This window comes from Hydromonas duriensis (assembly GCF_004363775.1).
Taxonomy (GTDB): Bacteria; Pseudomonadota; Gammaproteobacteria; order Burkholderiales; family Burkholderiaceae; genus Hydromonas; species Hydromonas duriensis.
Genome location: NZ_SNZE01000007.1, coordinates 23077 through 37029 on the forward strand (window position 1 = coordinate 23077; position 13953 = coordinate 37029).

Consider the following 13953-nt stretch of genomic DNA (forward strand, 5'->3'; position numbering starts at 1 on the left):
TATTATCAATTAAAGTTAACTGAGGGGCAATAACCATATACGCCATATTTTAAGCAAAACACGCCAAACCTTGTGTATGGCCGATTATATGGGCTTATTTTGTGTGTCTTTGTATTGATGAGGTTATTTGCGCTTCTTTTATATCATTTGTTTTGATGTTGAGTGATAAAAACCATGATAAATAAAAAATATTAAAAAAAATTGACATGAAAATTTTATGTAGGGCATAATTCGGCCACGAAGGGAGTAGCCTCCTGTTTAATTGTCGTCAATACGGTATTATTTGTTTAATACTCGGCAATTAAAGCGTTTTTCAAATGCATGTCAATGCTCATTGAACAACGTTGGCGAGACTTCGGACTTTTACCACAAGACCGAAGTGTTATGCGCCAATGTGTTTGTCATATTTAAAGATGTTGGTCATCGGTCTTGGGGTTTTAATTAAACTTAAGGAGTTGACTTATGAAAACATCTATACCAAAAATCTCTCGTTTGTTGTTGGCTTCATCGTTCGCTTTAGTAGCAAATGTGTCTTTCGCTCAAAAAGCTGAACAGAGTTATGCGCCTGTGGCTGAGGCTTGTGCCAATACGTCTACCGCGGAAGTCAGAGCTTTATTTAACCGTTGGAATGATTCGCTTCAGACCCACGATGCCGCTAAAGTGACTGCTAATTACGCAGATGATGCCGTGCTGTTGCCTACCGTGTCGAATAAGCCCCGTACCAACCATGATGAAATTCAAGATTACTTCGTTCATTTTTTGGAAAAAAATCCACAAGGCACCATCAATAAAAGCCACGTAAAAATAGGTTGCAATAAGGCGACCGATGTGGGCGTGTATACGTTCAAATTGACGGACAAGGCGGGTAATCAAAATTTGGTTAAGGCGCGTTACTCTTTTGTCTATGAATATAAAAATGGTCAATGGTTGATTAGTCATCACCACTCGTCTATGATGCCCGAGGTTGAAACGACTACTCATCACAAATAAAGTTAAGTGAATTAAGCGAGTAAAAAAAGGATGGCTGAGCCATCCTTTTTTCGTTAAATACACGTTTACAGCATCTAAAATATGTTAATTAAATCATGTTAAAACTTCATTTTTTGAATGCGAACGGCATTTAAAATTGCCAGTAGTGCAACCCCGACGTCGGCAAATACAGCCTCCCACATCGTGGCTAAACCTCCCGCACCTAGCATTAAAACAATCGCTTTAACGACAAAAGCAAGGGCTATGTTTTGCCACACGACTTTCTTTGTGGCTCGGCTAATTTTGATGGCGGTCGCGATTTTACTGGGTTGATCGGTCTGAATCACCACGTCGGCAGTTTCAATGGCGGCGTCGCTGCCCATGCCGCCCATGGCAATGCCCACGTCACTTAAAGCCAATACGGGCGCGTCATTGATGCCATCGCCGACGAATGCGACGATTTTAGTTTCATCTTTTTTTAACGTTTCAACATGAGTGACTTTGTCTTCGGGCAGTAAGTCGCCGTAAGCATTGTCAATGTTGATGCTTTTTGCCACTTTTTGAGTGATGCTGTTTTTGTCGCCGCTGAGCATGACGGTTTGGCTCACGCCTTGTTCGCGCATGGACTCAATGGCAAATTGGGCATCACTTTTGATTTGGTCTGCAATGGTGATATGGCCTGCATATTGACCGTTAATCGCGACCACAACGATGGTTTCGATGATGTCTTGTAATTCTGGAGCGGTATTGATATTGAATTTGTTGAGTAACTTGATATTGCCCGCGAGCACTTGGCTGTTGTTGACCATACCTTTCAAACCATGCCCCGAAATTTCCTCAACTTCTGTGGCATCCAATATTTTTTGATTTTGCTCTTTTGCATACTCAACCACTGCTTTTGCGATGGGGTGGGTTGATTTTTGCTCTAAGGCGGCCACTAGAGCAATGAACTCATTGCTGTCCATATCCTGTGTTTGAACCTGTTGCACCTTAAATACGCCTTCGGTGAGCGTACCTGTTTTATCCATGACGACGGTATTGACCTTAGCCATGGCATCTAAGTAATTGCCACCCTTAAATAAAATGCCGTTGCGCGAGGCTGCACCAATGCCGCCAAAATAACCCAGGGGAATGGAAATAACCAAAGCGCAAGGGCAAGAAATGACTAAAAACACCAGTGCGCGATAGAGCCATTCTTTAAAAATATAGTTTTCAGCGACGAAGTAGGGGACGATAACGAGGGCGAGGGCGAGAAAAAATACAATTGGGGTGTATATTTTGGCGAAACGACGAATCATCAGTTCGGTTTTTGCCTTGCGGGTGCTGGCATTTTGTACCAAGTCTAAAATACGAGCGAGCGAGGAGTCGGCAAATGCTTTGGTCACTTTCAGCTCAACGACTTTGTCGAGATTAATCATGCCCGCCAATACCAACTCTCCCTGACGCAGGGTTTTTGGTTTGCTTTCACCTGTGAGCGCGGCGGTATTAAAAGAACTGCCTTCGCTGATAAGCTCACCATCTAAAGCGACCTTTTCACCCGAGCGCACCTGAATGACCTCTCCGATTGTGACGCGTTCTGGCTTGGCGGCTTGGTATATACCATCACGCAAGACCATGGCTGTGTCGGGGCGTACATCCAGCAGGGCTTTAATGTTGCCCTTGGCTTGATTCACTGCAGCACCTTGAAACAGCTCACCAATGCTGTAAAACAACATGACGGCCACGCCTTCTGGGTATTCTTTAATCGCAAATGCACCTAAAGTGGCTAAAGCCATGAGCGAAAACTCGTTGAAAAAGTTTTTTTGAGCCACGGCTTCCAACGCTTCTTTGATGACAGGCCAACCGACGGGGAGATAAGCCAAAGCATACCAAGCCAAACGAATTATTCCCGTAAAACCATCTAATTTAAGATACGAGTCAAACACAATACCCAGCACAAGCATTACTAAACTGCTTATGGCTGGAAAATACGTTTTTATTTTGGAAGCATCACCATGGTCGTGGTCATGCTCATGTTCGCCATCATGTTGATGCGCATCAGAATGGTTGTGTGCGCACGAATGTTTTGATTCAACCACAGGGTCAGAGTGTTTGAGGTGTTCGGTGGACATAGCAGCCTAATTTTTAAGTGTAAAACGACATTTAAAACCTTTATGTCACTATAGGGTCAAGTATTTTTAAGTAAAATATTTGTCACGAAGGAGAGCACTTGTATGAAAATCAGCCAACTTGCCGCAGTTACGGGCGTCCCAGCGGAAACCATTCGTTATTATGAGCAACAACAATTACTGCCAGCACCCGCCCGATTAGACAATGGCTATCGTATGTACACAGAAAAGCATGTTGAACAATTGGCCTTCATCAAACATTGTCGCTCTCTGGATATGTCGATTGCCGATACAGCGCAGTTATTGGCTTTCACGATAGAACCGCAGACCGATTGTACGAAAGTGAATGTACTTATCGAGCAACAGCTACAAAAAATTCGTGCTCGGTTAGCCAGTTTAATCGCATTAGAAAAACAGCTCACACGTTTACATTATCAATGCCAGCATCCAGACAAAAGCCAAAACTGTGGAATTTTGCACGAATTGGTAGCGGCGGCTCATGGTGAAGCCTGCGCCTGTCATACGGCTGTTTAAACAAGTGCTTGGCGCATTTAAGACGCCAAGCACCAATTTGGTGCTAAAAATCCTTTTTTTGCTGCAATATTGTTCGCTCGTTGGCTTTAAAGGGAGAACCTTTTGTGGCACAATCATCGCCAGTTTGTACCGTTTTTTGTCTCCACCCCATGATTAAAGAGGCCACTCATGAAAGAAATTAGCGCGATTATTAAACCCTTTAAACTTGATGAAGTACGTGAAGCATTGGCAGATGTGGGTGTGATGGGTTTAACCGTGACCGAAGTGAAAGGTTTTGGTCGCCAAAAAGGTCACACCGAGTTGTACCGTGGAGCCGAATATGTTGTCGATTTTTTACCAAAAGTAAAGATTGAATTGGTTCTGAGCGATGAACAAGTCAACCCAGCCGTTGATGCGATTATCAAAGCCGCTTATACAGGTAAGATTGGCGATGGCAAAATCTTCATCAAAAACGTCGAAGAAGTGATTCGCATCCGTACAGGAGAAACAGGTGTAGACGCCGTTTAACCGCACTTATACACCTGCGCCTCATAGGTAAATTCAAGTACAATGGCAGCCGCCGCTTAGACAATAAGTGGCGGTTTATTTTTGAAAGGTCATCATGCCCCCCACAAACGCTCAATCTGCTCAATATAAAGTCGCGTCTCAAGCTTATTTACCCTTGGTCATCGCTTGCTGCGTGATTTTGATGGTCACCATGGGCGTTCGACAAACCACGGGTTTATTTGTTAACCCCTTGGTGATTAGCACAGGTTTATCAATTAGTACCATCAGCCTAGCGATGGCGGTGGGGCAGTTTATGTGGGGAGCCGCTCAACCTGTTGGGGGTTTATTGGCAGAACGTTGGGGCACACGCGTCGTCGTCGCTTTGGGTATGGGTTGTCTGGCTGTCGGTATGCTGGTGATGCCGTGGGTGCCTGAAATTGGTCGCGTAGGTGTTTTTGCGACGTTCGGCATTTTTGCAGCCGTTGGTGCAGGTTTTGCAAGTTTTTCATTGCTGTTTGGCGCAGCCGCACAGCATGTTCCAGAAGACAAACGGGGTTTTGCTTCAGGTTTGATTAATGCAGGCAGCTCATTGGGGCAGTTTGTGTTTGCGCCATTAACGGCTTTTCTGATTGGAACCTATGGCTGGACAAGCGCGGCGGTCGTATTGGGCGTGATAGCCGTGTCTGCCACACCGCTTTTGTATTTTATTTCTGGACAGAGTACGGTTGTAGCTAAAGTCGGAGTGGTCAATAATGAGCGCGTGAGTTTTAGTCACGCTTGGTGTTCACCTAATTATAAACTGTTGCATTTGGGCTTTTTTACGTGTGGCTTTCACATTGCTTTTTTAGTGACGCACCTGCCTGGAGAAATTTCTGTCTGCGGTTTACCCGTTCAATTGGCTGGAACGGCATTGGCCATTATTGGTTTGTTTAATATTATTGGCAGCATCATCGTAGGGCAATTGTGCCAAACACGACCGATGCCGCGCGTATTGGGGTGGTTGTATTTGATACGAGCGATTGCGGTAGTGGCTTATGTGTTTGCCCCCAAAACAGAATGGACGTGGTACGTCTTTGCCGCAGTTTTAGGCGCATCTTGGCTTGCGACCGTGCCGCCAACAGCGGGTATGGTGGGCAGTTTATTTGGACCGCGTAATCTAGCAACCTTGTTTGGAATGACCATGTTGTCACATCAAGTCGGTGCTTTTTTAGGGGCCTACTTAGGCGGTGTGGCAGTCGAATATACGCACAGCTACGCATGGATGTGGTGGGTCGATGCGTTACTGGCTTTGATGGCGGCTTTGGCAAGTTTCGCAGTCAAAATACCTGCATCTAAAACCGCATGATTATGAATTTTTGTTTGGAATAAAAAACGACCGCCGATTGCGGTCGTTTTTAGTGTTGTGGTGCCGCCGACACGAATCGAACGTGTGACCTATCCCTTAGGAGGGGATTGCTCTATCCCCTGAGCTACGGCGGCCTATGTACTGGGATTCTGGTTTTTTCTTTATTTTATGCGGGTTCTGCTCGTTTTTTAAAAACCATTTTCTTAAACTTTAAAACATTACAACTCACCCAAAAACACTATTTTTAGCTTAAAACTGCATCAACCCTGCATCCAAAAAAAGATTGAAATGGCAAGCATTGCAAAATAAAGTGGTAGATGGCTGGCTCAAGTATGTCGAAATGACGTAAGTAAATCAAAATGTTTCAAGTTAAAAACCAAGGCTATTTTATGGACAGCGAAGATTAAAGCAGACCTAGATGCTCACGCCAATGGCGTGCTGCCGAATTATACACTTTTGGACGCCTTCGTCAAATTCGAGACTGAAATAACACCAAATTATAGAGTCAGCAAGTCCGAAAAAATTATCATTGATTTGTTTGAAAGGTCGTGTTTCCCAATAAGTTTGGCAATAATGACATAGTCATAAATATGATGTTCAGATATTCTCGAGCAAATAGGGTGTGGTCAACTGGAGTGCTTGGGACATGTAACCCAGCGCACTGAACAGCGAGCCTTTGACTGAAGGCGCATGGGGCGGCGCATCGTATCTTGAAATGGAAGCCAATTGACTTATGCTCAGAGATAAACTTAGTTCTTGCTATACGACGCGGGTTGGTAATCTACAAGATATATCTCGTTTGGCAATAAGTATAGATTGTGTCACAATGCGCCCGTATCTCAAGCTATTGAAGATTCATGTTTGATAAACCATTCTATATGAGAGCATGACTTTTTAGAATTTACAGAAGTTTACAGACCTTATCTATTTTCAAAGCCATTATTTATCAATCTTAAAACACCCAATGCTAACCACCATGAATCATGACAATACCTCTGATAATTCATCAGATTTACCTCAGCCCCTTTTGCCAAAGCGGCCTTGGTACCAGCGCCGCCGCTTGATTTTACCTCTGTTGATTGCGGCTCCAGTGATTGCGGCTGGTTTATGGTTTGGGAACGTTTTTTCTACTTCTTCAATATCAGGTCAAGATGCTTTAGTTGAACTTTCTAGCCCTGATGCTTGGATTCATAGTCAAAATTTGTCTCAATTACCAAGGGATTTGCTTACGGTACCGCTAATTAAAGATGTTTTGACAGAGGATTTTTTGTATTTTTATGATACCGATGAAGATTGGCTCAGTTTAAAAGGCAGTATTCGCCGCATTAGCTTTGAACATGAACTCAACTGGCAGGATAACTTGGTACAAAGTATAGCCCAGTCACCAGCAGATATCTATTTGTGGCGCGATAGTAGCAGTGCCTTGCGCTATTGGGCAATTGCTTTTGAACGCAAGGGCTTGACTGCTGTGGCGCAACAGCTCGCACAAATTAAACTCAATGCGGACAAACAACTGAGTCAAATCGGCAGTGTTAAAGTAGATGGCGATGAAGTACCTGTTTTACAAATGAAATTATCTCCTCGCCGCAACATGGTGCTTGCAGTGCATGGGGAGCGTTTGGCATTGGTATCTGATGCAGCCATGCTCAACGATGGCAGAGGTAAACTCAGTGACGCTGCGGGTCAATTATTAGAAAAAATGCTGGACGATGATGTGGATGAGCGTCAGAAGATAGCTAAGGATTTGCTCTCTCCCAATGAAGAAAAAGTCGCACAAAGTATTGCATTATCTCAACGATTTTTTGCGCAGGGCTATGGTGCATTAATGCCTCATGTAAGAGGCTTACGCTTTTATTATGATGGCAGTGCATGGCATAGCCAAGTGCATTTGGCAGAAGGGACTTCTGCCCCGAATATACAAATTTGGCAACACATCCCGAGCAATGCGGCGTGGTGCGTGTCGACCACAATTGATTGGTCACAGGTACAAAAAAACCTAGATGCAGCAGACACGCTCAACGAAAAACCAGACTTAAGCAAAGTATTTAACCCCACGGGTGCTGCCTGCTGGTACGAGGGTGAGTCAAACAGTGTGACCAAACCATTGTTGATTGGTCAACTCAATGAAGCATCGGATAAAAATACAGACATAGCAAAAACTATGAGTGACTTGTTTAACTGGACTGTATCGACCAATAAAACGTACTTGGCTGATGTGCGCAAGGCCGCGAATGCCTTACGTAAAGCGACCAACCAATTAAGTGCTTTAAAGTCAGAGCAAAAAAAATTAGAGAAAGAGGCGGATGCGTTTAATCGCAAAAGTTGGGAAGCGCGAAGAAAAACACTTAAGGCAGATATCGCTGCATCCAAAAAACGAATGGAGCAAGAAGAGGATAACGCCAGTCCAGAATTGTTACCGCAAATTAAAGAACGGAACCAAGAGTTTTTGACACTCTATCAAGATGAATTGAAAACGTTAGAAAGTGAACCTGATGAATACAAAAAACGTTTTGAAGAGTCGTTGACTAAAAACAAAACTCAGCAAGACGAAACCAGTGAATTAATTAGCAAACTCACTGATACGCTCAAGACTGAGCAAACTCGCGCACGCGATAACTCTGCGCCGTCCTTTGCTCTAAACGTCAAGTCTCAAAATGGTATGACCATCATTTCGCGAAAAATGCCGATTAGTAAAATCACCAATCCAGCGATGGCATTTACTTCTGGTGGCGTGGTGTATTTTTCGCTGGATGCTGCACTGGTACAACGTGGGGTAGCCGTCTTTGCTAAAACCTATCCCAACTTATATGAGGCGGCACCTTCAATGCAGGTAGCGGGTCAAATCCCTTATTTTTATTTGAATCCAACCAAGTTCGCAGCTTTATTTATGCAAGAAGGGCACAAAGCGTTACCGATGAAAAGCAAAGGCAAGCTAAGAACGGCGTTTGATTTTCACATGACCAGCCGCATGACGGCGCTGGCGTCTCATGCCGAGATGAGCGCGACGGTCGACAGTGCGAGCAAAACAGGTTGGCAATCATTGAATTGGCAGAAGTAAAATGAGTGATATTCATTCTTTTTCGGGTTTCGTTGGCGTTGTGCTGTCGCTGTGTTTGGCTGCCATCCCACAACCATTGTCGGCATTGCAACCCACTGATGTGAGTCATTCGGCTGTGCAGCAAAGTATTCCGCGCTTAACTCCTGCGCAAGCACAAACATTTCGCAATTGGATGACGTTGATTATTCACCAACAGTTAAGGCAAGGGCCTACACCAAGATGGCAGCAAAATGACTGTGCAGGTTTGGTGCGTTTTGCCGTGGCAGAAAGTCTGCGCGAACACGATTCAAATTGGTTACGTGCGAATGGGTTCTTAGGACAAAAAACACCTGGGGATATTGTGCTTGATGCGAATCAACGAGGTCTTCGTCATGCGTGGTATCGCAGCGATGGCCGCCAAGACGCTTGGGTGAGTGCGTATGACCTTGTGGCTAACAACAGCCGATTTATCAGCAAAGATGTGATGCAGGCCCAACCTGGAGATTTACTGTTTTATGACCAAGGTCAAAATCAACATTTAATGGTTTGGATGGGTTCATACATCGCATACCACACAGGGACGCGTACAGCGTCTGACAATGGTCTGCGTGCCTACACCGTAGCACAAATCATGGACAAAAAAGATAACCGCTGGCAACCTGTAGCCAGTAATCCAAATTTCCTAGGCGTGTATCGCTTAACCTTTTTAACGCCGAACTATTGATTGACTGAATCATGATGAAAACGATATTTCCCTCATTTATAAACCGTTCATTTAGCGGTTTAGGCCGAAAAATGATGTTTGTATGCCTCAGTATTTTATTGGGTACCAATCATGCGTGGGCACAAGACGAGGCGTCCAGCCAGAGCGCATTTTTTATTTTGTCGGATAAAAGTTATGGCAGTCACGAACAATCTCAAGTGAGGCTTGAGGTGCAGGATGTGAAAGTAGTCCATGATAATGCAGGTTTAGATATCACGGTGTATCAAGTGCCCAAGCCTTTAGAGTTTTTAAAAGCACAATCCAATTTGCACCGTGTGAATGTCAAAGCAGCCAGCGCACAAGACGGTGTGTGGAATTCGTTAATAGCCATGTGGGATAGCGTGATGCAGTCTGCGCGTACTTTATGGCGCGACATGTTTTCGGATGATGCGCGAGAAGCCGCGGTTCAGAATACACCAGAGTTAAAAGCAAAACAGGATTTGTACGAAGGTCATCCAGCAGCATACTCTCCTCAATATAAGCCAATTGAAGGTTTGGATGTAAAAAGTCGTTTTCGCTACCCATTGCAGTTTGGTCAAAGTCTTAAACCATCTAAAGCTTTGATTGAAGGGGCAAATGTTGGGGATAATGTTGGGGACAGTGAGTTGGAAGTCGCAGAAAGCGCAACTGAAGGGGCAGAAGCGACCCAAAAAACAACTGAATTTAGCAATGGTAATGTACAAATTCCTATTGGACAGTTAGAGCCTGGGTTGTATTTGGTTGAGGCGATGCTGGGAGAGCAAAGAGCAATCACGCTGGTGTTTGTTTCTGATAACTTGATGATGAGCAAGACCAGTTCGAATGGTATGTTCGTCTGGACGGCGAATCGTTTAAGTGGTGAGCCAAGTGCCAAGACTCACATACAATGGACAGATGGCGTGGGTCAGTTAGGTTCTGGCATGACCAACGAACAAGGCTGGTTATCTTTACAGCACGCTTCAACTGAGCAAACCTACGTTTATGCGCAGGATTCGGCGGGTGGGGTATTGATTTCGGAAAATTTCTATTATGACAGCGAAATTTACAATACCAAACTCTATGCAACCACAGACCATCCGCTATACCGGCCAGGTGATACCGTTAAAATCAAAGTAGTGGGGCGCGAGTTTATCGATGCACAACGCTCTAAAGCGTTGAAAGATGCGCCGATTACCATTAATGTTTTTGATAGTAATGGTACACAAGTGGCCACCACAAATGCCAAATTTAATGGTATGACAGGCGCTGATGCGAGTATTGAGTTGCCGAAAACCGCTGGTTCTGGTGGCTACGAAATTCAAATCGGTTATCTTGACGAATTGTATGGCGCGGCTTTTCGGGTGGCGGAGTTTCAAAAGCCGCATTTTGAAATGAATTTGATTGTCGATAAAAACGAGTTGAAAACCAATCAAGACATCTCTGCCGCGCTTCAATTGCGTTATCCCGATGGCAAACCTGTTAAAAATGCCAAAGTTGACCTCACGCTGCGTGCACAGAACCTGAGTGTGATAGAAGGTGATTTGGACTATAGCGGCGAGTTCCCCGTAAAGTTGACCAATCAACAGTACCAATCCGATGGTGATGGCGTAGTCAAAATTACTTTGCCAAAAGCAACACAAGCATCGCGTTATATCGTCTCTGCCTTAGCCACAGATGGTGCAGCGTATCGTGTGCGTCATACACAAGAACTGCTCATTGAGCGCGCCGCCAGCACATGGAAGGTGAATCATCCGACACGTTTTTCCAATCCCAATCAAGGCATGACCTTCTCTTTAAGTTTGCTCAATGGCGAAGCTGAGCACAAACCTACGCGTTGGCAATGGGTGCGCTTAGAAGATCAAAAAACCGAAGAAGGCCGTATTGGTGGTAATGAGTTTACCATCAACTTTGTACAATCGGGTTCTTACACAGTCAATGTATTTGCCGAGGATGGCTCATTGCTTGGTGCTACCAGTCATTGGGTGAGTGGTCCAGAGCTGAAAGTGCCCGTGGGTAATATTGAAATTGTGTGGGATAAAGCGAGCTACCAAGTGGGCGATACAGCCACAGCATTGGTCACTTTCCCTGAGCCTGTGGATCATGCGTTGCTCACCTTGGAACGTGATAAGGTCGAGCAAGTGAGCTTGATGAATCACGCCGATTCGTGGTTAAAAACTGAACGAGTGGCACCACAACAGTGGCGTGTGTCGGTACCTGTGACAGAAATGATGGCACCGAATATGACGTTCTCTGCGGCGTACATTAAGAATAATCAATTTACATTTAGCAATGCGGGCATTATGGTTGCTGCGCCACAAATCGCCGTAAACGTGACTGCGGACAAAACGCAATATGCACCTGGTGAAAAAGTTAATTTAACGGTGAAAACCACACTTAATGGTCAGCCAGTCGCCGCCAATGTTAGTTTGGCTGTGGTGGATGAAATGTTGTACGTATTGCAACCTGAAATAGCACCGAATATTCATGATTTTTTCTACCATCCACGGCGCAATAATGTGCGCACGCACATCAGCGATTCGTTCGTCGGCTATGATTTATCGACTAATCAACTCGGACAAACTCCGAAAAAAGCACAAGTGCAAGAGCGTGCCATTAAAGTGCTCGAGCGACCCAAACGTGATGAGGTGGACACTGCATTATGGGCACCTCATTTAACCACGGATGCTCAAGGTTTAACCACAGTCAGTTTCACAATGCCTGATGGCTTGACACGCTGGCGTATGACAGCACGTGCCATGAATTCGGATGGTGTGGTTGGACAAAGTGTCTCGCATGTGTTGAGTCACAAAGATTTTTATATCAAATGGACCAGTCCGACGTGGTTGCGTCCTGATGACTCGGTGGTGAGCAATATAGCCTTGTTTAATCAGACCAAGGACGAACAGAGTGTTGAGCTGAAAGTCTCTGGTGCATTGACACAAAACGAAAAGATGACGCTTAAACCAGGGATAAATTTCGTTGATGTGCCACGTAAAGGAAACCAGGTAGGTGAAACACAGATTCAACTCATACGAAGCGGTCAAAACCTCGATGAGATTCATGTGTCATTGGCTAGTCAACCAGCGGGATGGTTGTACACACACAGTGCGTGGTTGAGGGGGCAAAACGGTCAGTACTCGTTAAATCTGCCAATAGATGCGCGTAATGTCTCGCTACGCTGGTTGGTTGGCAGTCGAGCGGGCTTTTATCAAATCATGGATGACCTAATTGAGCAGCCATACGGCTGTGTGGAGCAAACTGCCAGTCGCATGATTCCTCTGGCGTTGGCTGTACGCACGATGTCTAAAGATGAACCACGTTATGCCAATATCATTCAAGACTTGTACACACAGCGTTTACGCCTCATCAGTATGGCAGGGCCTGAGGCGAAATTTACATGGTGGGGCAGTCCTGCGATGGCAGACAATGCTTTTCTCACCACCTATGCTTACTATGCAGATTGGTATACAGCTCGGGCGTTGGATGTGAGCTTGCCCGCAGAACACTGGCAACTGTTGGTGGATATGTACAGTGAAGAGGGCGCAAAATATCCTGTATGGCAGCGTGCGTTGATGCTTGATTGGATGCGTCAAATAGGTTTGCCTGTCGGCAGTCTCGTACAGGGAGTGGCGCGTGATTTGCAAAACAGTGAATATCAAAAATACCAAAATCTCAATGTACATGACAGCTGGATTCTCACAGAGAATAACTTGCAATCACGAGATATGGCTTGGGTCATGACCGCTTATTTGCTCAAAGCAACTAAACAAACCATACCCAATGAAGCTGCCGAACAAGTCACTGCAGCGGTTTCTCGTTTATCTGCCATTAATGCACCGCAGGTGCGAGCCTTATTACACTACACTGGATATGCAAGTTTAGATATGGATGCCCTCATGAGTGATTTAGGCAGTATCGGCGGCGCGTATGCCACGATTGACCGCTCGTTGAGTTTAACATGGCTTGAACGTAGCCCTATGGCGACACCAACGGTCAAAGTTGTTGAACCTGCTTCTAATACAACTACTGAGGTGACCAAGTCCAACAGTGCGACGAGTGGGTCTAATTCAGAAAACTCTGGCGAAGCGTCTACTCAGTTAACTTCAGTGACGCAAAAAACATCTGTGATGACACTACCAATGCCATGGTTGAGCTCTAGAGGAACCTCGGGTGTGAATCGTTTTCTGTGGCCAAACACACAGCCATTGCCCAAGTCAGTCTCATGGGCAGGTACAGATGGGCGCTTGTTACTTAACTACGACAGTAGTGAGCCACCAACGCCCAGCAGCGCATTATCCGCGAACTTGACCCGTCACTTGTATTTACTCAAACCCAATTCAGATGGCAGTTTCACTAAATCGGCTTTGGATGAAGGCGATGTGTTGCGTAGCGATGCTTTATATGTGGAAGAGTTGACTATTGACGCGAAAAAACCACTTAACTACGTGCTGATTGAAGCGCCTTTGCCCGCTGGTGCAGCAGTCGAGTCGGGCACATGGGGCATGAAAATTGTGGGTGACACAGACGATAAAGGTGAGACTCAGGCGAATCTCCCCGCAGCTCTATTCCAAGTGTTCACAGGTCGTTATGCTGTACCTGTGGGGGAAGTGAGTGGCAAAAAGACCATCAAGCATCTGTTGCGTTTTTCTCAGCGTGGCACTTATCACTTGCCGCCTGCTCGTGCGTACAATATGTATCGTCCTGATATGGTAGTGACATCGGGTGACAAAACCAGTTGGCGTGTGGAATAAAG

The 13953-nt window shown here is 45.2% G+C and carries 8 protein-coding genes and 1 tRNA gene; 7 read left to right on the forward strand and 2 right to left on the reverse strand.

Annotated features, from left to right (window positions below; genetic code table 11):
* The first annotated feature begins 462 nt into the window (after positions 1-462).
* Positions 463-990 carry an SgcJ/EcaC family oxidoreductase gene (locus tag DFR44_RS04495; RefSeq protein ID WP_133619517.1) on the forward strand — a complete coding sequence of 176 codons (528 nt, stop codon included), beginning with the start codon at positions 463-465 and terminating at the stop codon, positions 988-990.
* 98 nt (positions 991-1088) lie between these two features.
* Here DFR44_RS04495 and DFR44_RS04500 read toward each other — a convergent pair whose 3' ends face one another.
* On the reverse strand, positions 1089-3080 hold the full coding sequence (locus DFR44_RS04500) for a heavy metal translocating P-type ATPase (RefSeq protein WP_133619518.1): 1992 nt from the start codon (positions 3078-3080) through the stop codon (positions 1089-1091).
* A gap of 102 nt (positions 3081-3182) precedes the next feature.
* Between DFR44_RS04500 and DFR44_RS04505 the strand changes: the two genes are divergently transcribed.
* From DFR44_RS04505 to DFR44_RS04515, 3 genes are all read left to right on the forward strand, one after another.
* Complete coding sequence (locus DFR44_RS04505; RefSeq protein WP_133619519.1) at positions 3183-3611, forward strand: Cd(II)/Pb(II)-responsive transcriptional regulator; 429 nt, start codon at positions 3183-3185, stop codon at positions 3609-3611.
* A gap of 168 nt (positions 3612-3779) precedes the next feature.
* Positions 3780-4118 carry a P-II family nitrogen regulator gene (locus DFR44_RS04510; protein ID WP_133619520.1) on the forward strand — a complete coding sequence of 113 codons (339 nt, stop codon included), beginning with the start codon at positions 3780-3782 and terminating at the stop codon, positions 4116-4118.
* Between the two features lie 94 nt (positions 4119-4212).
* Positions 4213-5442 (forward strand): MFS transporter, encoded by a 1230-nt coding sequence (locus DFR44_RS04515; RefSeq protein ID WP_133619521.1) that lies wholly within the window; start codon positions 4213-4215, stop codon positions 5440-5442.
* Between the two features lie 58 nt (positions 5443-5500).
* Here the strand turns inward: DFR44_RS04515 and DFR44_RS04520 are convergent.
* Positions 5501-5576, reverse strand: a tRNA-Arg gene (locus DFR44_RS04520).
* 842 nt (positions 5577-6418) lie between these two features.
* On the opposite strand from DFR44_RS04520, the gene DFR44_RS04525 reads away from it, so the two are divergent.
* The 3 genes from DFR44_RS04525 to DFR44_RS04535 all read left to right on the forward strand — a co-directional run bounded on the left by DFR44_RS04525 (position 6419) and on the right by DFR44_RS04535 (position 13951).
* Positions 6419-8500 carry a DUF2138 family protein gene (locus tag DFR44_RS04525; RefSeq protein WP_162845159.1) on the forward strand — a complete coding sequence of 694 codons (2082 nt, stop codon included), beginning with the start codon at positions 6419-6421 and terminating at the stop codon, positions 8498-8500.
* A 1-nt stretch (position 8501) separates the two neighbouring features.
* A complete protein-coding gene (locus DFR44_RS04530) occupies positions 8502-9203 on the forward strand; it encodes a DUF1175 family protein (RefSeq protein ID WP_133619523.1) in 702 nt (233 codons plus the stop codon).
* A gap of 71 nt (positions 9204-9274) precedes the next feature.
* Complete coding sequence (locus DFR44_RS04535; protein ID WP_162845160.1) at positions 9275-13951, forward strand: alpha-2-macroglobulin family protein; 4677 nt, start codon at positions 9275-9277, stop codon at positions 13949-13951.
* Positions 13952-13953: the final 2 nt, after the last annotated feature.